Source organism: Microbacterium sp. K27 (genome assembly GCF_004794435.1).
Classification (GTDB): domain Bacteria; phylum Actinomycetota; class Actinomycetes; order Actinomycetales; family Microbacteriaceae; genus Microbacterium; species Microbacterium maritypicum_A.
The window spans coordinates 12,780-34,102 of sequence record NZ_SSDK01000045.1; the positions used below are offsets into that span (position 1 = coordinate 12,780).

The window sequence follows — 21,323 nt, forward strand, 5'->3', positions numbered from 1 at the left end:
GGGGGTGCTCGGGCGGCGCCGTGGAGGCTGTCAAGCCCCTCTGTCGTGTCGGTGGTCTCACGTAAAAAGGGATACGAGAGAAGGGATCCCGCCATGGCTGCAGGCGACATCGAGACGTTCCACCGCAACGGCATCTGGTTCAACCGCATCGAAGGGGAATCGCAGACGTTGGGGAGCAGTTTCGAGAGCGAAGCCGAGGCGGTCAAGGTCGGTCGCAGCGCGGCGGTCGCACGTCAGGTCGAGCACACGGTGCGGACGGAAGAGGGCCCGTCGGCCGACTCCTCCGCGTACGACCTGCACCCGCGCGAGCTGATCGGTCGATGACGGTGGTGTCGGACTCCGACCCTCCTGCCCGGTCTGCGCGTCGGATGCAGTTGCAGGTATGTGTCAACGGCGCCCGTGATGCGGTCGAGCACCCGTGGCTGAGCGCGGATGCCTCGGTCGTGGCCGACGACGCCGCGCGTGCGGTGGCTGCGGGAGCGCAGGAGGTGCACGTGCACCCGAAGGATGCGGCGGGTCGTGACAGTCTCGCCGCCGACGATGTCGCGCGGTGGGTGCGGGCAGTGCGGACCGCGATTCCCGGTGTGCCGGTCGGCGTGACCACGGGGGCGTGGGCCGAGCCCGATGTCGCGCGTCGTCTCACCGCGATCGAGTCGTGGACGGAGCTGCCGGATCACGCATCGGTCAATTGGCACGAGGCCGGTGCCGACGAGGTGGCCGCCCTGCTGCTGAAGCGTGGAGTCGCGGTCGAGGCCGGTCTGTGGGACGCGGCCGGTTTCGAGGTGTGGAAGCGTTCGCCGGTGAGAGGTGAGTGCCTACGGGTGCTGATCGAGCTTCCCGATGAACCGACCGAGCTGCTGCGCGACCACGCCGAGGGGATGATCGCGCACGTCGAGCTCGAAGAGCCCGACCTGCCGATCCTGCTCCACGGCGAAGAGGGCTCGACGTGGCCCGTGTTCGACCTCGCTGTCGAGCTCGGGCTGGCGTCGCGCATCGGGTTGGAAGACACTCTGCTGCTCCCCGACGGTGCGCCCGCGCCCGGGAACGCCGCGCTGGTGCGGGCGGCCGTGGCGCGGATGCGGGGAGTCTGACCGGGCAGGTGCACGGGGTGCGGCATCCTGGGGCGATGTTCTCCGACTCGCTCGTACCCTTCATCCTCATGAACCTCGCGTACATCCTCATCGGGATCCTCGTCTCCTGGCTGGTGATCTATTCGGCCGTGCGCGCGGCGCTGACATCGCACCGTCAGGCGATGGCGAGAGACGGGCGGCCCGGTCAGGTGTGACGGCCGCTCCGCATCCCGGCGACCTAGACTCCCGCCATGCCGTTTTCCGACTATGTCCGGTCCATCCGCGCGCGGATCGGTCATGATCTTCTGCTGCTGCCGGGCGTGACCGCGGTGATCCGCGAGGGCGATCGATTCCTTCTCGCGCGCGCGGCGGGTTCGGAGGAATGGGGTCTGATCGGTGGTGGGGTCGAGCCGGGGGAGGATCCGGACGAGGCAATCGTCCGCGAAGTGCAGGAGGAGATCGGCGCCCGCATCCGCGTCACCGGGATCGTCGGGGCCTTCGGTGGCGAATCGCTCGTCGTGACGTATCCGAACGGGGATCGCGTGTCGTACGTGTCGACTGCGTTCGCGTGCGAACTGCTTGATCCGCCTGTGCCCGATCAAGACGAGGTCGTCGAGGGTCGGATGGTTCACCCGCGCCGAAGTCGCAGAGCTGCCGCATCCGCTCTGGGTCGACCGGATGTTGGCCGGGGCCGACTAGAGCGTGCCATCAGAAGCGGTCTGTCGGAAGCAGGTCCGCGAGACCTTCCCGTCCCGCGGCGGTGAGCCGCACCGCGCGGGTGCTGGATGGAACGTGTTCGATCCATGCCTTGTTCTTGAACGTCGCGAGGAGCATGTCTGCGGCGAGCCCGGCCAGGTGTTCGCGGCGTTCGGTCCAGTCGAGGCACGGACGGGTGAGAGTGCGCTTCGGATGCTTCGGCAGGTCGATACCGAGCGACGTCAGCCAGGCTAGTCCCGGCGGGGTGAGTGAGAAATCCGACTCGATCAAGCCCTCCGCGTGCATACCGTCGGTGAGTGCGATGCCGAGTCTGCCCGCGAGGTGGCGGTAACAGGTACGAGCCTCCCTGATGGCGCGGTCACGGTGTTGGGCGTCGAGTGACTGCTTGGCGGGCCGGACGCGACCGGAGAATGCTGCGAGCGACTCGACCAGTTCAGCGGCGGGGGTGCCGGCGAGCCGGAGGTAGCGATGCCGTCCCTGCCGCATCTCCTCGACCAGCCCGGCGTCCAGCAGCCTGTCGGCGTGCTCGCTCGCTGACGACCGAGCGATGTCGGCGGTCTTGGACAGTTCAGTGAGCGTCCATGCCCTTCCATCGAGCATCAGGAGCAGCATCGACGCGCGGGCGTCGTTGGCGAAGACGGCGGCCGTCGCCGCCAGTTCCGGACTACTCGTTCCTTTCATCGCAAGAACTTTATCGCCGGCATTGTTCGGTCCAGCCCGAAACGTTCCCGCCACAGACTGGACCTCATGAACCCGACTCTGGCAATCGAACCCTCCGTGTTCTACTTCGGGACCCCCGTCGCCCTGCTCAGCACGCTGATGCCGGGAGACGAAACAGCGAACATCACTCCCATCTCCTCAGCCTGGGCTCTGGATGACACCTATGTCTTGGGGTTGAGCAATTCGGGCCGGGCGATGCGCAATCTCCGCGAGAACGGTGAGCTGGTCATCAACCTGCCCGACGCCGCGCTGTGGGAGTCGATCGAGAGGATCGCCGACACCACCGGGGTTGCTGAAGTCCCGCGCCACAAGCGGGAGAAGTACAGGTATGAGCCGGACAAGTGGACGCTCGGCAGATTCACTCCACGGCCGAGCGGGGTGGTTCTGCCCCCGCGGATCGCCGAATGCCCCGTTCAGATGGAGGCCCGGGTCACGAACATGACGCCGTTGGGTGAGGACGGAGACGCCACCATCGTCCACGCGAAGGTCCTGCGCACGCACGTGCATCGGGCGCTGACGGTGCCGGGAACCTCGCACATCGACCTGGACGCCTGGAACCCGGTGTATTACACGTTCCGGCACTACTTCTCGCAAGGCGAGAGGGTCGGGGTCAGCTTTCGCGCGGAACAGTGAATCGTTCGGTCCGGAATGTGCGACAGGTCGCGCGGATGGCCCGAGGCCCGATTCAACGTCTGCCGCCCCAGCCCGCCCAGTCGGGCCGGTCGACGATGCAGAAGCGGTTGCCTTCGGGATCTTCCATGATCACGTAGTCGGCGTCGGCCGGCCGGCCGTCCCAGTGCACCTCGCGTGCGCCCAGGTCGAGGAGCCGTCGCACTTCGGCGCTCTGGTCCTCCGCGTAGATGTCGAGGTGGATGCGCGGAGGCAGTATGCGCTCGGAGTGGTGGGCGTCGAGGGCGATGCAGGGAGCGTCGGCGTCGCGCGGCTTCAACACCACCCAGTCGTCTTCGGCCGGATCGCGTTCGACGTAGTCGAGCGCTGCCTTCCAGAACGCGGACTGCGCAGGGAGGTCGTTCACGCGGATCACGACCGACACGAGCTTCAGCATGACGTCGAGTGTATGACCGCTGGAGGGTTGTTCCGCCCAGTGATCGATAGGCGAGATGTCACGCCGCAGGTCGCGACCAGCTGCCGGACGCCACCTCTCGAGTGTGACGAGATGGCGCCCGACGTCTGGGCGAGTGTCACACACGCCTGTCTCGTGAATGTGAGGACCGCTCGCTGCTCAGGGCGACAAGCAAGAGCGAGGACGCGACGATTGCTGTCGTTGCCATGACTGCGCTCCACGATCCGCTGATGGTGACAGCGGGCGATCCGTCCACATCTACGTACCCCTCGAAGCGGGCGATCCAGGGGACCATAATCGTGATGCTGTTCGCGAATGCGTAGCTTGCGAACGACAACCCGGCGACGACCACAAGCCCGATGGAGGTGCAGAGGGAGCACACCATCACGAAGATGCGGTCACCTGTGAAGAGCCGCTTGGGAGACATCAGGAAACCCTCATTACTGTCGCGCTACCGCACGCACCTGGCGGTGAAGCCGTTTCGGGTGGAGAGCTCGGGGTACTTTCCCTGGGCGCGACAGGTGTTCCACCAACTGATGACAATCCAGGTGGCGACTCCAAGGGCTGCTGCTGCGACCACGATCGCTGCCGCCGCTGTGATGACGATGACGACGACAGGAAGCGGATCGGCGACGATTGGATACGAGATGCCGCTCAGGCTCTTGTGTGCGACGGTCTGGGTCAGGACGTTCCCTTGAACGGAGTAATGAGTCGGGAGGCTCCTTCCGCTCGAGTCGCGAGCCCAGGCTGGTTCGAAGATGACGACTGCCTCTCCGGTCGAGTCGACGATCTGGGCGCCGCCATCGGCAGTCTCCTCCAGGCGGTTCTCGGGTGGCATTGTGAGCCCGTAGTCAAAGCGTTCGGGTGCTGCGTCGTTCGCGATGACAGTGAGGAGCTGAGCCCCGCCGTCTACGGGGATGACGGCATTCGCACTATCCATCGTGGAGGGATAGGCCACTCCACCTTTCGGAAGGTCCTCGCCGGCGATGGCTGCGTCCGCGTGCGGGAGGTCGATGCCAAGAACGAAGCTCCCTGTCGAAATCTGTACGCCATCTGTGGCGTCGTTCGAAACCTCGACACTGACACCGACCTGAGCTGTCTTGCCATCTTGCCCATCTTTGATCTCAGAAGGAGCGAAGTCGCGGACCAGGCCGCCTTCCATGTGTTCCAGAGCAGCGGCGATCTCGTGCCCTGCTGTCGTCTGGTCTCCATCTTGCGCGGCATCCGCCCACGATGCTGTGGCGGGAAGGGCGATAGCTCCGAGGACTAATGCAGACGCGGTCACTGCGGATATGAAAAGCCGTTTGCGCTCGTGGGGCCGCATGCGTGTAGTGCGGAAACTCGGGCCCATGGGGTTCTCCTGACTTCTATGTCGACGACTTGAAGCTGATACAAGCACACATATGAGGACGATAGTGATATATTCGTCGACGTATCCGTAGGTGAAGTTGCGAGTCAAAACTGATCGTGAGGCGAGTGCCGCGTGGACATGCGAAACGCCCCGCCGTTCGGGTCGGCGGGGCGTTGATCTCGCGGGTGCGGGCTTACTGCACCGACCATCCGCCGTCCGAGGCGAGGATGGCGCCGTTGATGTTCACGGCGTCGTCCGACAGCAGGAACGTGATGGATGCCGCCAGGTGCTCGGCTGTCGCCACGGTCGGGATGGCCTGCTGGAACGGGGCCAGGCGGCCCGAGCCGTATTCGGACATGTGCGGGGGCATCGGGATGCCGGTGGCGACGCCGCCCGGGGCGACGGAGTTCACGCGGATGCCCTTCGGCCCGTACATGAAGGCTGCGGACTTGGTGACGCCGATGATGCCGTGCTTGCTGGCCGTGTAGGCGTTGCCCGAGGCGTTGCCGCGCAGGCCCGCCTCGCTCGAGACGTTGAGGATCGCGCCGCGCCCGGCCGCCTCCATGACGGGGATGACCGCGCGCATGAGCTTGAACGGAGCGGTCAGGTTGATCGCGATGACGCGGTCCCAGACGGCATCCGGGGTCTCGCCCGCGGGGGAGAAGTCATCGTTGATGCCGGCGACGTTCGCGAGGCCGTCGATGCGGTCGCCCGCGGCGGCGAGGACGGCGTCGATCGCATCCTGCTTCGTGAGGTCGCCCGCGACCGTGACGATGTCCGCATCCGGAAGCTCGGACTTCAGGGCGTCGAGCTTCTCGGCGGCGATGTCGCTGGCGATCACGCGTCCGCCTTCCCGGGCGATGCGGGAGGCGGTGGCCTTGCCGATACCGGAGGCGGCGCCCGTCACGATCACGGTCTTGCCGGCGAAGCGGCCGGACGTGGGCTTCTCGGTCCAACCCTCGGAGGCGTCGTCTTCGGGGATCTCGCCGCCGTTTGCCGCGCGCACGAGGTCGTCGACGACCGACTGGGGAAGCTGGCCCTGGCTCATCGCGACGAGCTGCTGCAGGGGGAGTCCGAGCACGGGGGTGAGGAGCTCGGGGTCGGCGCCCGTCTTCTCGAAGAGTCCGCGGATGAGAGGCCCGCCGGTCGGGTCGTTCATCCAGTCGCCGATGGTGGAGTGTGCGGTGAGGGCCATGCTCTTTCTCCTTGTTCGGGTCCCGTGCAGGTTTCGCAACGGTGCGTCTACTTATGTTCCAGTGTACGCCTGGGTACGCTCGAAAGGTGCCCCGTCCTCGAAGTGAGAAAGCCCGTCGATCCGTGCTGGAGGCGATGCGGCGTGCGCTCGCCGCAGACGGGTACGAGGCCGTGACGATCGAGGGTCTCGCCGCCGAAGCGGAGGTCTCGAAGCAGACGATCTATCGGTGGTGGCCGTCGAAGGCCGCGATCCTCGGGGAGGCGCTGCTCGAGGGGGCGCTGCCGGGAGCCGAGGTGTCGGTGCCGATGACGGCAGACCTCGGAGCGGATCTGCGGGCGTGGTTCTCGGCGATGAGTGCCGGACTGGCTCGCCCCGAGGGTGTGGCGCTGGCGCGGGCGCTGATCGAGGTGACCGCGGCCGATCCCGAGCTGGGGTTGGTGTTGAACGAGCGGCTGGCGGCGCCGATCCGTGAGTGGGTGGCCGAACGTGTGTCGCGCGGGCGTGCCGACGGGGACGTGCGGGCGGACGTGGATGCGGCCGCGATCGCGGATCAGTTCATCGCGATGGCGTCGTATTCTGCGCTGATCGGGCAGCCGTTGAGTGCGGAGCGGGTAGAGGAGACCGTGGTGCGGTTGCTGCGGGGGATTGCGGCGTAACTAGTCCGCGGCCGGGGTGAACCGGAGCACGCTCGTCTCACGCCTGTGGAACCCGACGGACTAGTACAGCCTCGCGAGCGCGGTGCCGAGCATGAGACGACCCCGCCACCCTGACGGGTAGCGGGGCCGAATGAGCAGAGCTGTAGGCCCTTGGTCACTCTTTTCGGAAGAGAATGCTCCCGAACCCGACGAGCATGAGACATGCGCCCAGCAAGCCAGTCAGAGCAGCGGGTGCGAGGTTTCCCGTCGTGTGCTCCGCGTCTGAGATGTAGCCCTCGGCTATCGCCATGACAATGGCGAGGACGATGACGGCGGCACCGACGAATCCTATGCTGACCATTGCTCGTCTCGTTTGCGGCTTCACGATCGCTCCTACGGGTTGCATCCTGCGGCCAAGACGTTGCTGTAGCTTACGTCGGGCCGCCAGGCGTCGAGGTTCCACGGCGACTTGAACGGGGCGATGTCGACGTGGCATCGAAGCTGGTTGTAGAACTTGTTGCCCTCGTACTGCGCGCTCACCCAGAGCTTGTACTCCGCCCACCAGTTGGAGAACGGCGTGATCGCCCAGCCAGAGCGGGGGGTGACTCCAACGGTGGTGCCGTAGCTGCTCCAGCTGAGCTTCACGTCGGTGATGAGGTTTCCCCGGACAGCAGGGTCCGCAACGACCGGATACGCGAAGTCCGCGCTGTGCTCCACGACCTGCACTAGCGTGTTCCCCTGCTGCTCGTACCGGGTGGGCACGTCGCGACCGTTGGCGTCCTTCGCCCAGGCCGGATCGATCATCGCTGCCGGCTGGCCAGCCTCGTCAAGAACGGCGAAGAACCCGTCTCCTGCGTCGACGAGTTGGCCACCGTCCGCAACGGTGATCGGATACTCGTAGACCGTCGGGGCTGATGCGGTTTCGATGAGAGTCGTGATCTGGACTATCCCGTCTTTGCGAACCAGGGGGACGGTGGTGGATCCATCGGTGTTGTCGAAGTGGATGAGGCCGTCTGCATCAGCAACGCCACGCGCAGCCTCCGAAGCGTTGGGGAGCCCGACAGTCACGACGTCGCCGCCCTGATCCAGTGCGACGCCCGCGGAGGCGTCTCCTGGAATCGTGATGACCGTATCCCTCTCGGGGATATCCGCGATGTAGTCCTCGGTGTTCGCGCTCTCTTGCAGGGCGAGCACATCTGCGTGCTCTGTTCCAGGCGTGGCCGATTCGATGACCTCGAGTGTGCTGAGATCATCGATGGAGTCAGCTGCCATCGCGGAAGAGGCGGCACCAACGGACAAGGCTGCCACTGCGACGGCGAGAAGAGCGGCACGCCCCGCCAGCGCGACAAGTGTCAGCCTGTGGACGCTTGTACCCTTTCCCGACCTGCTCATGATTTCGGCGATATTCATCATTGCTCCTTCGCTGATCATCCCGCCGACGTGTAAGACGTTACTTTGGGGGCGTGTCCCCTGTCTGTCCTCCTTTCGGTGGACAGGCCGTGACGGACAGCCGGGGCGTGCGAGGGTTGAAAGCTGGAGTCTGGGTCACGGGGAGTGAATCGAGGGCGAAAGACCTCACCAACTTGGGCGCGTCTGACAAAGGTCGACGGGCGCCGAATATGGTTGGCGGATGAGCCTCAGCTCCCCACGCGTCGTCGCGGTCCGGAATGGCCAAGTTCAGCCGAGTGGATCTTGGCTCTACGTCTGGCTCGACGTACAGGGCGGCGGGATCGCGTACGTGGGCGGCTCGGGATTCGACCCAGAGCTGCGCGCTTATATGCATGTCAAGAGTGAGGACCCTCAGCTTGGACGCGTGCGAGCAACGGCGCCTCACTACGACGAGCGAGACTTCGACGTGCTCGCGTTTGGGCTGCCCGATGGCGTCGACCGGGGGGCTGCCGAGCAGGCGCTGATCGCGCATCTCGCCGAGGGCGGAACAGCGAGCGAACTGCGCGAGGTCACTGAACCAATCATTCGGGCGATAGAAGATCGCCGCGGGTAGGTAGGGCAAAAATCTGCAGCCTCGAGGTCACCTCGTTTGGGGTAGGCCGGACTCTCTGGTGAAGGCTAGGTCGACGCCGAGGCGATGTCGTCAGCGTGCTGGGCATACGACAGCCGCTCGCGTTCTGTCGGGGCGGCGCGTGCGGCATCGCGAAACGCTGAGCTCGCTTCTTCGTCGCGCTTGAGGCGCTGGAGGAGATCGCCCCGAACCGCTGAGTAGAGGTGGTGTCCTCCCAGCGAGCTCTCGAGCGCCTCCGCCAGCGCGAGGGCTTCGGTCGGTCGTCCGGCGTTCGCGACGGCGACCGCACGGTTCAGGCGAACGAACGGCGATGCATCCACCTGCTCCAGCACCCCGTAGATGTCGGCGATGCGGGCGTGATCGATCTCCATCCCCGCGGCGGGGCGGACGTACTCGGCCGCGACGGTGGCGCGGATGAGGTGCCGCCCGCCGTGGATGCCCGCCCGTGCTGCTTCCTCGACGGCGTCGTCGAGAAGTCGCAGCCCCTCCTCGATCTCGGAGATATCCCACAGTCCACGGTCCTGTTCGTCGAACGGCACGGACAACCCGTCGGCGGTCGTGCGTGCCGCGCGGCGGGAGTGCTGAAGAAGAAGGAGGGAGAGCAGCCCCGTGAACTCGAGTCGAGTGTGGGAATCCGAGGGGAGCAGCTGTCGGCACAGCCGAGCAAGCCGGATGGCCTCGGCGCCGGGGTCGGGCTGGAGCGTCGGATCGGAGTAGCCGATGGTGAACAGGGCGGACAGGACCTCGCAGACGCTCGCGCTCCGGCTGTCGAGCTCCGCGGCGTCCGGAACGCGGTACGGGATGTTCGCGTGCGCGATCTTGGCCCGAGCCCGCACGAGTCTCTTCTCCATCGTCGCGGGGGCGACGGCGAAGATCCCGGCGAGCTGTTCGATCGGCACGTTCAAGACGGTGCGGAGCGTCAGCGCCGCGCGGGCTTCCAGGGTCAACGCGGGGTGACAGGCGGTGAAAATCAGCTTCAGCCGCTCGTCCCCATGTGGGAATGCGTCGTCGGCCTCGTGGGCGTCGGTGCCATCGTGCGGCTCGTGCTCCAGGCGGGCCACCGCCCGGCGCTCGGCGTCTGCGTGCCGCACGAGGTCGATCGCGCGTCGGCGGGCGACGGTCGTGACCCAGGCGGCGGGGTTCGCCGGAACCCCGCCGCCTGGCCACCGCTCGACGGCTCGAGCCAGTGCGTCTTGCACGGCGTCTTCGGCGAGAGTCCAGTCGTGGACTGTGCCGATCACGCTCGCGACCACGCGGCCGTACTCGATGGATGCCACGTGCCGAACGGCGGCCATGGCATCCGTGAGTGCGCCCGGCGGCTCTTCCGGTGTGGTCACATCGTCGACCCGAGCGGCCACACGGGGCGTACTTCCACCAGGCCGAACCGGGCCATCGGGTGCGCGGCGGCGATCTCGATCGCGGCGTCGAGGTCGTCGGCGTCGATCACGTCGAACCCGGCGATCCATTCGCGGCTCTCAGTGAACGGTCCGTCGGCCACGATCCGCTCGCCGGCTCGGACGCGCACGGTCGTGGCGTCTTCGACAGGCCGCAGACGGTCGCCCAAGACGTAGGAGCCGCTGTCCTGCAGCGACGCCACCCACTCCCCGGCGTTGTCCTCGGCCTCGACATAGGGCTCAGCGGTCGGGTCGGTGCAGATGAAAAGTACGTAGCGCATATGTGTTCTCCTCAAGGTCTTTCTACATCCACTTACCCAGACGACGGATGACCACCAGCCCGCAGGACACAGATCCGGAAAATGATGGATCGTGTCGACGGCACTGAACTCCGACGGATGAACCTCAGAAGTCCCCGTCGGCCACCTGGAAGCAGACCAGTCCGTGAGACCGCCACATCTCGACCACGCTGCGGCGGTCGTCGACCACGCCGATCACGGTGAAGTGCGGTTCGATGTGGGCGTCGTAGATCTCGGCCTTGACGATGTTGTCGGCGCGCTGGTCGCCGGTACGTCGGAGCAGGAGGCGGTCGAACGGGATCTCGTTGAACGTCAGCCAGGCCTCCGTGGCGCGCCGGGCGGTCTCATCGCGGCCCGAGACGACGATGAGCGCGTCGACGTCGGGATGGGCGGCGAACGCCTGGGCTGCGACGACGACCGGATGGTTCGGGATGTCGATCGACACGTTGCGCATGTCATACGGGGAGCGGTCGCCGATGAGGGCGAGGGTGCCGTCGACGTCGAAGATCCAGGCGCGCGGGCGATCGGTGGGCATGGTGCGAGGGTAGTGGTTTCTTCGGTGGTGACGAGGTTCAGGACTCGTCGGAACGTCGTCGTTCACGCCGGGTGACGCTCACGAGCAACGCCGACGCACCGACGATGAGGACGAGGGCTGCGAGCCAGAAGACCCACACCACGTTCTGGAAGACTGGCAGGTTGGCGACCACCGGGAGCGCGGCGCTGATGAGGATCATCGCCACGACGGTGGCTCGCTCGCGCGACGTGCCGCGGGCGTGTTCAGCCGTCACGAGACCGTCTCGTTCGCCGTGTGCTGGCCGGCTGTGCCCGTTCTCGGCTGATCTCTGAGTTCTGCGATCTTCATCACTGCTCCTTCACTGACCATCCCCGCCGTCGTGTAAGACGTTACTCCTGCTGCGCACGCCGTCTGGCTTCGACCAGTCCGGCGGAGGGCGCGGCGGAAGCGGGGTTGGCAGGTGCGCTCAGGTGTATGGGGCGGGGGTCAGGGGGAAGGGGGTGAGGCGAGAGACTTCGCTGCATCCGTCCGCCCATCCGCGAACCGTGCCTGGGCCCGGTCATGACGCTTACCGACGGGCACGAGCTCCGTGGCCTTCGGCAGCCCCATCGGCTTCGTCGAGACGTACACGCTCTCGGCGGTGTCGACGCGGAAGGTCTCGTGCCAGACGCCCACCGCTCCCGGAGCCTTGCGGGCTGCGCGGTTGAAGGCGGTCCAGGCGGGGCGGTGCTGCTGGTTCGGGCTGGACGCGTAGGCGTAGAGCTTGTCGACGGATGACCAGTACTGCACGACGTAGGGTCCGCCCGAGCCGAAGAGCAGGTGGTAGCCGAGCATGCCCGAGTCGGGGTCGGTGCTGAGCTCGCGCAGCATCCCCGGCATGGCGAAGAAGGCCGGCATCCACAGGTCGGGGCGCCACCAGCGGTTGATCTGCATCCCGATGTGGAACACGACAAGCTCGCCCTCGTGGCGGTGGGTCATGCGGCCCGTGATGACTTTCGACATGATGACTCCTTGGTTGGATAGTGTCACTATCGATAATGGATAGCGCTACTATCGAAGTCAAGAGGTGGCCATGAGAATTTCCGAACTGTCAGCCCAGACCGGCGTAACCGTGCCGACGATCAAGTACTACCTGCGCGAGGGACTGCTGCCCGAGGGCGAGAGGTCGTCCGCGACTCAGGCCGCGTACGGCGAGAGGCACGTGGAGCGGCTGCGCGTGATTCGGGCATTGCTCGACGCGGGGGTGAGCATTGCCGAGACGCGGCGGGTGCTCGGGGCGCTGGGCGATCCGCCGGCGAGTGCGCACGAGTTGCTGGGGGCGGCACATGCGGCGATCACTCCGGCGGTGGATGACTCGTTGGATCTGACTGACGCTGAGGCGCTCGTGGCGGGGCTCGGGTGGAAGCCGGGGATGTGCGACGAGGCGGTGCTGTATGCGGTCGCGCGGGCGCTGAAGGGTTTGGAGCGCGTCGGCTTCACCGTTCCGGATGCGGCGATGGCGGAGTATCTCGCGAGCATGCGGCGGATTGCGGATGCGGAGATCGCGGGGGTGCCGGAGGAGTCTGCGGAAGCTGCGGTGCGGTACGTGGTGCTGGGGTCGGTGCTGGTGGAGCCGTTGTTGTTGGCGCTGCGGCGGGTCGCGCAGCAGGTGAGCTCGGGGGAGCGGTTCGGTGATCAGGCCGCGTGATCGATGGGCCTCGCGAACCAATCTTGATCACTGACCAGCGGTGTGACGGCGCGACTGTCAGAAGGCTCCGCCGCCGGGCTGGTGCGCCACGATTCCCCTCCTGCTGCCTGCGAGCTGGCTGACCAACGGCGTCAACTCGCGTCTTAGATCGCCGAGGTAGCGCGCATAGAAGTCCGGCGACGCAGCGCTGAGCTCCAGGTATCGGTTGCACGCGCGAGTCATCTCCGAGAGCGGTCCCTGGAGCGAATCCACCTGCCGAACCCGGTCTCGAGTGGAACGGATCTCCGTCCGCATCGAAACCACACTTGCGTTGGCCCTGACGAAATCAGGGAGCTCTTCAGCCCCTCGTATCACTGGTTCGGGCCCTTCGGCGATCGCTCGCCGACGATGAAGCTCATCAATCAGCGACTGAATCGCCCGCTTCTCATCGAGGCGAATTTTGAGCATGTAGGTAACGAGGGCGATCAGCACCGTGAGCAAGGCGCCGACGAAAGCAACTACGACGTCTGGAAAGAAAGAGTCCCACATGCCGATACCCTGGCAGACACTGCGTCCTCTGTCAGTGCATTTGTCGAACTACCGCTCGAGAATGCCTCGGATGAGTGCTCGAAGCGGCAAGTCACACACATAGACGTAGGTTCCGCGCATCCCACGCGTTAGCAGCACTCCGTAGATGTTCCGGATGAACGTCAGTAGGTCATCATCCCCGAACGCATCCTTCAGGTGCCCGGTGTTCTCCTTGCCCTTCTTGTCGCGATAGTTCTCACGATCCGCCACGATTCGCCCGGTTACGGGGTTGAGGCGGAGGTCCGGCCCGATGATGACCCCGGCGTAGTTCAGGTCGTAGCCCTGAACGGTGTGGATCGAGCCGACCTCTTCGAGCGACCCGTTCGAGTTGATCCAGTCCTTGTCCGTGCCGTTCCACCGCAGACGCTCACCGTCCAGCTCGATGTCGAATGCGTCCGAGTTCTTCCTCGAAACCCAGTCCCACGCGTAGCCTGCGACGAGGCGGGAAAGACCGACCTCAGCATCCTTCCGTCGGATGGCATCGCGCATGTCTCCGAGATCGTCGAAGAGGCGGAGTTCATACTCGCCGAGGTCGGGGAGTGAAGGTGCTTCATCCCGCAGTAGCGCGCGTACGAACTCGACATAGTCTGCGCCAGCCTGCACGCGCATCTGGGTCGTGAGGCGGAAAAAGCGATGTGCATCCTTGGCCCCACTGATTTCGGCGTTGAGCGCCGCCGGAGAGAGATCATGAGGCCGCACGCTCTGCTCACCATCGACAAGCAGGAGCTGATGCTTGCTCCGAGCCTTGATCCAATCGAGCTGGGTGTAGAGAGGATCATCGCTTCCGAACAGAGCTTCATTGATCTCGCGGAACTTCTTGTTCTGCACGCCCGACGCCTGATTGGCGCGCTGCCCGAGTCGGTGGGTCTCGTCAACGAGAACGAGGTCATACGCCTCGTCCGATTCACCGAGTTGGAACGGTGACATCACCATCGCAGCATCAAGCTTGGGCGTCTTCTTGAAGACCTTCTTCACCGACTCCCGCAAGGACTGCTGCGGAATCACGAGCGCCATGCGAAGTGTCTTGAGCAGCTCGCGATTCTCGGGGACGAAGAACTCCGAGAACATGGAGTCAGGCTCGACGTCGTCATGGTCTTGATAGTCGCGGATGTCGGCGAGCAGCTTCATCAGGAAGATCGCGATGATCGTCTTCCCTGTTCCCGGGTTGCCCTGGACAACGAGCGTTGATCGAGCGCCCGGGTTCTGAAGATCTTCGAGCAGTCCCTCCAGGATGTCCATGATCGCGATGCCCTGATCGTCTGTCAAAGCTTTGAACGGCGAGAGCTTGAAGAGATCGGAGTTCTCGATCTGGGGGATGCTCCGCGAGAAGAGCCCCTCTGCTCGCAGCGCTTCAAAGACGTCGCGGAACGACTCGCGGTAGAGGGCGCGGTCGTAGTACTGAGCATCTGTCAGACCGTCGTTGCCATTGAGGATGCGGTACTGGCCGTCGCCCGAGAACCAGCGAATGAGATGCGATTCAAGGTCGAGACAGACGGACTTGTTGAACGTGTGATCGACGACGACGCGGATCGATTCGAGGGACTCATTCTTCTTCGAGCCGGCGAGGTGCTGACGCATCCGAGTGGCGGCGCTCACGGTCTCACCGACATAGAGCCCCGGCGAACTACGCTGCGGGTCGCCTTCGATCACGTAGACGACCGGCCAATTGGTGTGCCGGGTATCGTCCCGCGCCCACCTATCAACAGCGTCACGGCGGAAAGGAAGGCGCTGGATGCTGAAATCTGTCATTCCGGTGCCTCGGAGAGCTTGGTGTACTTCGTCATGCGGCCTTTGGCCAGCTCCACGGGGTACTTCGCCTTCGTCGACTCCAACTTCTTCATGACGATTTCGTCGAGGTCGACGCCGATCTTGTTCGCGAGGTGGATGCAGTAGGTGACAACATCCGCGAGCTCCGCCTCTACCTGTTCTTGGTCGAGGTCAGCGGACCACTGGAAGCACTCGAGGAGCTCGCCCGCCTCGATCGAGATGCTCTTGGCGAGGTTCTCCGGCGAGTGGAACTGGTCCCAGTCCCGTTCGGCGACGAAGGCGCGAAGGGCGGCGAGAGTCTGCGGCGACGGCATGATGCGACGCTAGCAGGGTCGGGGAGAGCGCCCGAAGACACTCCCTGTTAGCGTGCTCACGGAGGCATCCATGAGCGAGAGCCGCGTTATCGAGGTCGTTGCAGCAGTCATCGAGCATGAAGACAAGATCCTTGCCTGCCGCCGCCGACCGGAGAAGGCCGCTGGAGGGAAATGGGAGTTCCCCGGCGGCAAACTCGAAAAGGGTGAGACGCACAGCGAGGCTTTGGTGCGAGAGATACGCGAAGAGCTCAGCACCTCAATCGAGGTCACCGCCCCGCTTCGAACGGATGACACAGTGGTCGGCGAAAGCACCATCCGCCTCATTTGTTTTCGAGCCAGGTTGCTCGGAGAGCCACCGACCCAGAGCCTCGATCATGATGAACTGCGCTGGGTTCGTCGTAGCGATCTGCCGGATCTCGATTGGGCCGCCCCGGACCTGCCATCTGTCGCGGAAGTTGCGGCCGGATCGCCTACTCGATGACCAAGAAGCCCTCGTCGCCGCGGACGATCAGGAGAATTCCCAACTCGGATAACAAGGCCTCGAGATGTGCGATCGGTCGACTGGGAAGTAAGACGACGGGAACCGCGGGCCTGCCGGATTCCCGAGCGAGTAGCGAATAGTCGAGGACCTGCCCAATCGCGGTGCGGACATATTCGCGAGCAGGCGATTTCTTCGCTTCGACGACCCAGCCAGACTCCGAGACATAGAGATCCGGCTCGATCGTGGCTCCTGCGGAGCTCAGGCGAAGGCGCTGAGGAGTCTCACCACGGGACTCGATCCACTGCCCGAAGTCCTTCTGCAACTCAAACTCGATTCGGGAGACGACGCGCTCACCAGGGATCAGCGGTGCTCCGACGGCGTACGACGACGATTCGGGAGGCGTCCAGGACGAGGCCTGTGCACTTTCCGTAAGGGGCGTGGAAGGCGCATCGAGTGCTTCCACATCGGCGTCAACCGGCACGAGCTTGAAGATGATTCCTTCGCGAAGATTCCCGTCCGAGTCCGGAATCGTCTCAATGCTGAACGCTGGCTCGCCTGTCGTGAACTCCCCCACATAGGTGACGTAGGCGCCTTGCTTCGTCATTAGGCGGATAGGGCGCCCACTCTTGGCCGCGTCTCGAAGCGCGGTGTTCCCACGCGCGAACGTTTGAGGACCGCGCTGACCCTCGCCCGTGTAGAGAAAGGAGCCGTCCTCCTGCAGTCCTTCAAACGCGTCATACCCGTGCCTCGCTCCGCTCTCGGGGCTCGTGATGACGAGGATGTCGGGAATGGACCTTGGGGTGATGATCCCACCCTGTTCCTGGCCCCCGTAAGCGGCGTGGATCTCTCGTCGTAGCACGGTGTCGCCGACCTCTAGTGTCCAGAGCGTCGGATCGGGGGCTCGGAGCTGCCGAGCGAACCGAGTCCGCACAGCGTCAGCCTGACTGTCCTCGAGTTCCCATCGAGCGGCGCCTTCGGGCAGCCTGCCGTACTGCTCGCGGAGGAAGTCGCGAATGCGCTTCTGGTTGACATTCAGTTCGAGCGAGAGTCGGGCCGGCGTCATGGTGCTCACGCGACGCAGCATATCGATATGCCGCTTCGTCGACGCTTCGCTCCGAGGTCCGCTATCGTCTGGATTAAAGCGTGTTCAACGAAGAGCGGAGTAACGGTGGAGTTTTCAGAGCGTCTCGATTCCCTCGCAACGAAGGTGAAGAACCAGGCGACGGCGATCGGGACCGAGGAGGCGACGAAGAACGCTTTCGTCATGCCGTTCATCTCGACGATTCTTGGCTACGACGTCTTCGACCCGCTGGAGGTCGTTCCCGAGTTCACGGCCGACGTCGGGACCAAGAAGGGCGAGAAGATTGACTACGCCATCATGCGCGACAGCGAGGTTCAAATCCTCATCGAGTGCAAGCCATCGATGGGATCCCTCAAGATCGAGCACGCTTCGCAGCTCTTCCGCTACTTCGCCGTCACGAATGCGCGCATCGCAGTTCTGACGAACGGTGTTGTCTGGCACTTCTACACAGACCTCGATGCTCCGAATCGCATGGATGCAAAACCGTTCCTTGTCCTCGACCTGCTCGACATCGACGAGACTCTGATCCCAGAAATCCAGAAGCTGAGCAAGGAGAGTTTCGACCTCGACTCGATCATCAGTGCGGCGGAGGAGCTCAAGTACATTGGTGCTCTGAAGCGAGAGATCGCGAGCCAGTTCCGCGAGCCGACTGACGAGTGGATCAAGTTTTTCGCAACGCGTGTCTACGACGGTTCGTACACGCAGAAAGTGCGGCAGCAGTTCACGGGGCTGGTCGGCAAGGCGGCCCACCAGTTCCTGAACGAGCGCGTGAATGATCGCCTGAAGACTGCCCTCGGCGTGAGCGGAATCACCCACACATCGGACCCGTCTCCTGCGACGAGTGCAGAGGTCGCGGAAGCAGACCTCGACCGCGACACGGAAATCGAGACCACTCTTGAGGAGCTCGAGGGTTATCAGATCGTGAAGGCGATCGCCTGTGGCGAGGTCAAGCCGCAGCGCGTCACGCACCGCGACGCGAAGAGCTACTTCGCCGTGCTGCTCGATGACAACAACCGGAAGCCTGTAGCGCGTCTTCACTTCAATGGAAAGCAGAAGTACCTGGGGCTGTTGGATGAGGACAAGGTCGAGACGCGCCACGCGATCGAAGAGCTTGATGAGATCTACGCGCACGCCGACGGGATTCGCGAGGCAGTCCGTCGCTACAAGGACTAATGCGACAGGCGGTAGCAGCGCATCGGTTGGGAGTGGAAGTTAGCGGATTCCGCTTGCTCCGCGGTGGGGATCGGCCTCGAAACCCTCGTCAGCCCCGCCCGCCACTCACCTTCTTGAACCACACGCCGACCTGCGTCTGGAACAGCTCACGAACCAGGTCGCTGTCGAGCGCGCCGTCGACACCTCGCAGTCGACCCTGTGTGAGCTCACCGCAGACCACTGCCCATGCGTATCCGATCGCCAAGGTGAAGGTGCTGGCGACGGTGCCCGAGATCGCACCGCCGATAATGGTTCCCGCTCCGGGGATGAACTTCAGGAGGCCGGCGACGGCGCTTCGTCCTGCCGCCGAGACGGCGACTGTTGCCGCGGTCGCTGCGATCGTGGCGGTCTCGACTCTGACACCGTAGATCGCCGCCACCCTCGCCATCATCCCGAGCTGAATGGGGATGAGCACACCGGCGTCCGCAACGGGGATCGGAATAGCTCCCACTGTCAACGCCGCCGTGGCAGCCGCGCGGACAGCTGTTTGAGCTTGCTTGCGCTTTCTTGCCAGATCGACTTTCTGGGCGGCAGCGAACGCTGCTTCAACACCCTCGGGAGCAGCGCGAAACGTGGCATCCACGAGCTCCGTGAGCCCGTGCTGAACCTGGCCGGTGAACTCATCCGCCGTCGACATCACCAGGATCGGACGGCCTCCCACGATCGGCAGGTCGAGCCCCGCGATGTGGTCCGCCAGGGTCAGAGCGTCGGCGTGATACTCGCCGTTCCGCGACGGCACCTGCGTCAGGACGGCGACGACAGGCAGGCCGAGGTCGTGCAGGCGACGGATGAACTCCGCCTCGGTGTCTTCGAACCGCCGGTCCGTCGCCCGGACGCAGTACCAGGCGACGTGGATCTGCTCAGAGAGCGGCTGCCGGCGCATCTTCTTCAGGTACTCGCCGAGTTCGCTGATCAGCTCATCGGTGTCCTTGCCGATCTCGAGACCACGGGTGTCGAGCAGGCCGAGAAAGCCGGAACGATGGATGTAGAGATGCTCGTCCATCGTGACGGGCTCGCCGACGCCGGTGGGAGCGACCTCCTCGCCGAAGATCGCGTTGATCAGCGTCGACTTCCCGACACCCGTCTTGCCGAAGATGGCGAGGTTGAAGCGGCCGATCTCGTCCGCCTGCTCTTTCCACTGACTGCGGAACTCGTCTTCAGAGAACGTCTCACCCGTCATTGCGCACTCCCTCTGAGGCCGTGGCCCCGGTCCCCGAGGCGTCGCGCCCCCGCTGAGGACTAGCGTATCGAGCGGTGGTAGAGCGGGTCCCGTCTCAGTCGCAGGCGATCCCGTCACCGTCACGGTCGAGGTCGTACACATCCGGCCCCACCACCTGCAGCGGCCCGCGCACGTACGCCGGCCCGTTCCCGCTCCCACCCGCGCAGTCCACATCCGACGCGATCGGCACGCACACCCCGGCATAGCTCGAGTGGCACTCGGCGGCGGGCTGCACCAGAGGCACGGGTGCGGGAGCAGGCTGTCGTGTCCCGTTCGACGTGACCTCATTCACCGGCGCGACGGTGACGACCTCGCCGAGGACTTCGCGCGACACTTCCACACCATCGACGTACGTCACGCGGTAGGTGGTGACCTTGGTTCCGTCGACACCGACTGTCGTGATGGCGGTCTGTCCGACGTCGAGCTGCGGATCGTCGGCCGTCGTCCGCTCGAAAGGAACGACCGTCGACTCTTCGACCTCCTCGAAGGTGGTGGGCTTGGGAGAGGGGGTCGGCTTCTCTGTCTGCGCGGACGCGAACGGCTTGGCCTCCGACGACCCTGAGCTCGTGGTGTCCGAACCAGGGCCGCCGAGGGCAGCGTTCGCTCCGGACCCCGCGAACATCAGAACGAACGCGATCCCCAGAGCAGCCCATGCCGCTCCGCGCGAGCGCACGCGAAAGAGCTTCGCCGAGCCACGCACGATCCCATAGATGGCGACGAAGAAGAGCACCAACCCGGCGAGCATCATGATCACGCCCAGGCTGCGGGTGAGGAGGAGGATCGCGAGCACCACCGCTCCCACTATGAGGACGACCTTCATCCGAGAGGACTTCACCTGGGCGGGAGCGGCATCGACGGGGGTCACGGCGACAGCCGCAGTCGGCGCTTGCCCCAGGGGTGCGGTGTGCACCGTCCATTGAGTGCCGTCCCACCAGCGCTGCTGCTGTGCGGGGTGCTCGGGGTCGGCGTACCAACCCTGGGGTGCTGCGGGCATCGTTGCCATCCTTCTGCTCAGGCTCTGGCCGAACACTACCGATATTCCAGCAAGCAGGGGAGAGTTCGATCGCGGGCGCCAGCACCCGCGCTCTTTCCTCTCTCCACCCGCTGCGCCATCATGAGACGACCACCCCCCAAGGAGGCCCTGATGTCGCTCGCACCGACCACGCCGGCAACGGCCGCCGCCACAGGCCTCCCTGGCATCGCGATCATCGCGGAGATCCGCCGCGTCCTGGTCACAGCACTGCTCGCCGTCTTCGTGTACTCCTCAGTCATGGTCGCGAGCAGAAGCTATTGCCCCGGTGGCTTCGACGGGAGCGGCGGCTTCATCGACTCGGAGGGACAGCCGACCGACCAGGCGCCCGTGTGCATCGATCTGGCGCTCCGTCCCAGCCCCCTGATCTACATCGGCATCGCCGCGATCGTGCTGATCACATTGGGACGCGTGATGAAGGCGAGCGACGAAGCCTCTGCCCTCAAGGCACTGAACCGAGCAGCCATCGGAGTGGCGGCGCTTGTGGGCCTCGCGATCGTCGTCTCCCACGTCTGGTTCTTCCAGATCCCCATGGAGGGATTCACCTCCGGGTCGTGGACGGTCTTCAGTCCCTTCCCCTTCGGCAGCATCGACGTCACGACCGCGCCCCTGAGCGCCGGGTGAGGCAGGAGAATCACCCGGATCCGCCGGCGCAGTCGCGCGACACGCCCGGCGGTCGAGCTTGATTTGCCGGAACCCCGGAACCCACGTAAGTTATTACCTGTTCGCCCCAAACGGTTGAGCGGAGGTCCTCGGACCGGCTCCCGTCAAGCAGCTAACACCTCCCGAATCCCAGACACTCACTGAGTGAACAGGATGAAGGTGCTGATCCGTTCCCACGGTCAGGCCGAGAAAAACTCGGACTTGACAACGGAAACGAGATCGGTAAGATAGAGAAGTTGCCCTGCGGGCCTGGCTGTGATGGCTGGGTCGTGGGAGCATCCGATCCTTGAGAACTCAACAGCG

General features: G+C 64.8%; 28 protein-coding genes. 11 read left to right on the forward strand and 17 right to left on the reverse strand.

The features are described from left to right. The first annotated feature begins 93 nt into the window (after positions 1-93). The 4 genes from DW307_RS15560 to DW307_RS15570 are packed head-to-tail and all read left to right on the forward strand — an operon-like array spanning position 94 to position 1,834. Positions 94-324 carry a DUF2188 domain-containing protein gene (locus DW307_RS15560; protein WP_021200253.1) on the forward strand — a complete coding sequence of 77 codons (231 nt, stop codon included), beginning with the start codon at positions 94-96 and terminating at the stop codon, positions 322-324. Next, the gene (locus tag DW307_RS15565) at positions 321-1,091 is read left to right on the forward strand and encodes a 3-keto-5-aminohexanoate cleavage protein (RefSeq protein ID WP_240750712.1); all 771 of its coding nucleotides are present in this window, start codon (positions 321-323) and stop codon (positions 1,089-1,091) included. Before DW307_RS15560 ends, DW307_RS15565 begins: the two co-directional genes overlap by 4 nt. Positions 1,092-1,126: 35 nt before the next feature. After that, the gene (locus DW307_RS18175) at positions 1,127-1,285 is read left to right on the forward strand and encodes a hypothetical protein (RefSeq protein ID WP_021200255.1); all 159 of its coding nucleotides are present in this window, start codon (positions 1,127-1,129) and stop codon (positions 1,283-1,285) included. Between the two features lie 36 nt (positions 1,286-1,321). Beyond that, complete coding sequence (locus DW307_RS15570; RefSeq protein WP_240750714.1) at positions 1,322-1,834, forward strand: NUDIX domain-containing protein; 513 nt, start codon at positions 1,322-1,324, stop codon at positions 1,832-1,834. Here the strand turns inward: DW307_RS15570 and DW307_RS15575 are convergent. Next, on the reverse strand, positions 1,779-2,522 hold the full coding sequence (locus DW307_RS15575; protein WP_205810520.1) for an ArsR/SmtB family transcription factor: 744 nt from the start codon (positions 2,520-2,522) through the stop codon (positions 1,779-1,781). The two genes, DW307_RS15570 and DW307_RS15575, sit on opposite strands and share 56 nt — an antisense overlap. Positions 2,523-2,534: 12 nt before the next feature. Between DW307_RS15575 and DW307_RS15580 the strand changes: the two genes are divergently transcribed. Next, on the forward strand, positions 2,535-3,140 hold the full coding sequence (locus DW307_RS15580; protein WP_029259415.1) for a flavin reductase family protein: 606 nt from the start codon (positions 2,535-2,537) through the stop codon (positions 3,138-3,140). Positions 3,141-3,192: 52 nt separating this feature from the next. Here DW307_RS15580 and DW307_RS15585 read toward each other — a convergent pair whose 3' ends face one another. From DW307_RS15585 to DW307_RS15595, 3 genes are all read right to left on the reverse strand, one after another. Then, a complete protein-coding gene (locus DW307_RS15585; RefSeq protein ID WP_136025158.1) occupies positions 3,193-3,573 on the reverse strand; it encodes a VOC family protein in 381 nt (126 codons plus the stop codon). Positions 3,574-4,042: 469 nt separating this feature from the next. Beyond that, positions 4,043-4,876 carry a hypothetical protein gene (locus DW307_RS15590; RefSeq protein WP_136025159.1) on the reverse strand — a complete coding sequence of 278 codons (834 nt, stop codon included), beginning with the start codon at positions 4,874-4,876 and terminating at the stop codon, positions 4,043-4,045. Positions 4,877-5,135: 259 nt separating this feature from the next. Next, positions 5,136-6,137 carry an SDR family NAD(P)-dependent oxidoreductase gene (locus DW307_RS15595; RefSeq protein WP_021200262.1) on the reverse strand — a complete coding sequence of 334 codons (1,002 nt, stop codon included), beginning with the start codon at positions 6,135-6,137 and terminating at the stop codon, positions 5,136-5,138. Between the two features lie 86 nt (positions 6,138-6,223). Between DW307_RS15595 and DW307_RS15600 the strand changes: the two genes are divergently transcribed. Next, a complete protein-coding gene (locus DW307_RS15600) occupies positions 6,224-6,793 on the forward strand; it encodes a TetR/AcrR family transcriptional regulator (protein WP_240750716.1) in 570 nt (189 codons plus the stop codon). Positions 6,794-6,947: 154 nt separating this feature from the next. On the opposite strand, the gene DW307_RS15605 is transcribed toward DW307_RS15600, so the two are convergent. Further along, positions 6,948-7,133, reverse strand: coding sequence for a hypothetical protein (locus DW307_RS15605; RefSeq protein ID WP_105722996.1), 186 nt, complete (start codon positions 7,131-7,133; stop codon positions 6,948-6,950). 32 nt (positions 7,134-7,165) lie between these two features. Beyond that, a complete protein-coding gene (locus DW307_RS15610; protein ID WP_205810523.1) occupies positions 7,166-8,185 on the reverse strand; it encodes a DUF2599 domain-containing protein in 1,020 nt (339 codons plus the stop codon). Positions 8,186-8,402: 217 nt separating this feature from the next. Here DW307_RS15610 and DW307_RS15615 point away from each other — a divergent pair, with 217 nt between their 5' ends. Further along, the gene (locus DW307_RS15615; RefSeq protein ID WP_029259422.1) at positions 8,403-8,774 is read left to right on the forward strand and encodes a hypothetical protein; all 372 of its coding nucleotides are present in this window, start codon (positions 8,403-8,405) and stop codon (positions 8,772-8,774) included. A gap of 65 nt (positions 8,775-8,839) precedes the next feature. On the opposite strand, the gene DW307_RS15620 is transcribed toward DW307_RS15615, so the two are convergent. From DW307_RS15620 to DW307_RS15640, 5 genes are all read right to left on the reverse strand, one after another. Further along, the gene (locus tag DW307_RS15620) at positions 8,840-10,129 is read right to left on the reverse strand and encodes an RNA polymerase sigma factor (protein WP_136025161.1); all 1,290 of its coding nucleotides are present in this window, start codon (positions 10,127-10,129) and stop codon (positions 8,840-8,842) included. After that, entirely contained in the window at positions 10,126-10,467 is a 342-nt protein-coding gene (locus DW307_RS15625; protein ID WP_017202934.1) for a YciI family protein, read from the reverse strand. The genes DW307_RS15620 and DW307_RS15625 overlap by 4 nt, the downstream gene beginning before the upstream one ends. Positions 10,468-10,591: 124 nt before the next feature. After that, positions 10,592-11,020 (reverse strand): phosphatase domain-containing protein, encoded by a 429-nt coding sequence (locus tag DW307_RS15630; protein WP_136025162.1) that lies wholly within the window; start codon positions 11,018-11,020, stop codon positions 10,592-10,594. A 37-nt stretch (positions 11,021-11,057) separates the two neighbouring features. After that, positions 11,058-11,273: a hypothetical protein gene (locus tag DW307_RS15635; protein ID WP_136025163.1), complete on the reverse strand. Its 216-nt coding sequence runs from the start codon at positions 11,271-11,273 to the stop codon at positions 11,058-11,060. A gap of 212 nt (positions 11,274-11,485) precedes the next feature. Continuing rightward, positions 11,486-12,001 (reverse strand): DUF4188 domain-containing protein, encoded by a 516-nt coding sequence (locus DW307_RS15640; RefSeq protein ID WP_136025164.1) that lies wholly within the window; start codon positions 11,999-12,001, stop codon positions 11,486-11,488. 70 nt (positions 12,002-12,071) lie between these two features. Between DW307_RS15640 and DW307_RS15645 the strand changes: the two genes are divergently transcribed. Continuing rightward, a complete protein-coding gene (locus DW307_RS15645; RefSeq protein ID WP_136025175.1) occupies positions 12,072-12,686 on the forward strand; it encodes a MerR family transcriptional regulator in 615 nt (204 codons plus the stop codon). Between the two features lie 57 nt (positions 12,687-12,743). On the opposite strand, the gene DW307_RS15650 is transcribed toward DW307_RS15645, so the two are convergent. The 3 genes from DW307_RS15650 to DW307_RS15660 are packed head-to-tail and all read right to left on the reverse strand — an operon-like array spanning position 12,744 to position 15,334. After that, on the reverse strand, positions 12,744-13,214 hold the full coding sequence (locus DW307_RS15650; RefSeq protein ID WP_136025165.1) for a hypothetical protein: 471 nt from the start codon (positions 13,212-13,214) through the stop codon (positions 12,744-12,746). 48 nt (positions 13,215-13,262) lie between these two features. Then, positions 13,263-15,002 (reverse strand): DUF2075 domain-containing protein, encoded by a 1,740-nt coding sequence (locus tag DW307_RS15655; protein ID WP_136025166.1) that lies wholly within the window; start codon positions 15,000-15,002, stop codon positions 13,263-13,265. Next, complete coding sequence (locus DW307_RS15660; protein WP_136025167.1) at positions 14,999-15,334, reverse strand: nucleotide pyrophosphohydrolase; 336 nt, start codon at positions 15,332-15,334, stop codon at positions 14,999-15,001. Before DW307_RS15660 ends, DW307_RS15655 begins: the two co-directional genes overlap by 4 nt. Positions 15,335-15,404: 70 nt before the next feature. Between DW307_RS15660 and DW307_RS15665 the strand changes: the two genes are divergently transcribed. After that, a complete protein-coding gene (locus DW307_RS15665) occupies positions 15,405-15,815 on the forward strand; it encodes a (deoxy)nucleoside triphosphate pyrophosphohydrolase (protein ID WP_136025168.1) in 411 nt (136 codons plus the stop codon). Here the strand turns inward: DW307_RS15665 and DW307_RS15670 are convergent. Next, complete coding sequence (locus tag DW307_RS15670; RefSeq protein WP_240750718.1) at positions 15,805-16,878, reverse strand: hypothetical protein; 1,074 nt, start codon at positions 16,876-16,878, stop codon at positions 15,805-15,807. The genes DW307_RS15665 and DW307_RS15670 overlap by 11 nt on opposite strands. Positions 16,879-16,983: 105 nt before the next feature. Here DW307_RS15670 and DW307_RS15675 point away from each other — a divergent pair, with 105 nt between their 5' ends. Further along, positions 16,984-18,069: a type I restriction endonuclease gene (locus DW307_RS15675; RefSeq protein WP_045262952.1), complete on the forward strand. Its 1,086-nt coding sequence runs from the start codon at positions 16,984-16,986 to the stop codon at positions 18,067-18,069. Between the two features lie 88 nt (positions 18,070-18,157). Here the strand turns inward: DW307_RS15675 and DW307_RS15680 are convergent, their stop codons facing one another. Beyond that, positions 18,158-19,288, reverse strand: a complete 1,131-nt coding sequence (locus tag DW307_RS15680; protein ID WP_136025170.1) for a GTPase family protein — start codon at positions 19,286-19,288, stop codon at positions 18,158-18,160. Between the two features lie 94 nt (positions 19,289-19,382). Next, positions 19,383-20,321, reverse strand: a complete 939-nt coding sequence (locus DW307_RS15685) for a G5 domain-containing protein (protein WP_275090567.1) — start codon at positions 20,319-20,321, stop codon at positions 19,383-19,385. A 150-nt stretch (positions 20,322-20,471) separates the two neighbouring features. On the opposite strand from DW307_RS15685, the gene DW307_RS15690 reads away from it, so the two are divergent. Next, positions 20,472-20,981: a hypothetical protein gene (locus DW307_RS15690; protein WP_168441049.1), complete on the forward strand. Its 510-nt coding sequence runs from the start codon at positions 20,472-20,474 to the stop codon at positions 20,979-20,981. The last annotated feature ends 342 nt before the right edge of the window (positions 20,982-21,323 follow it).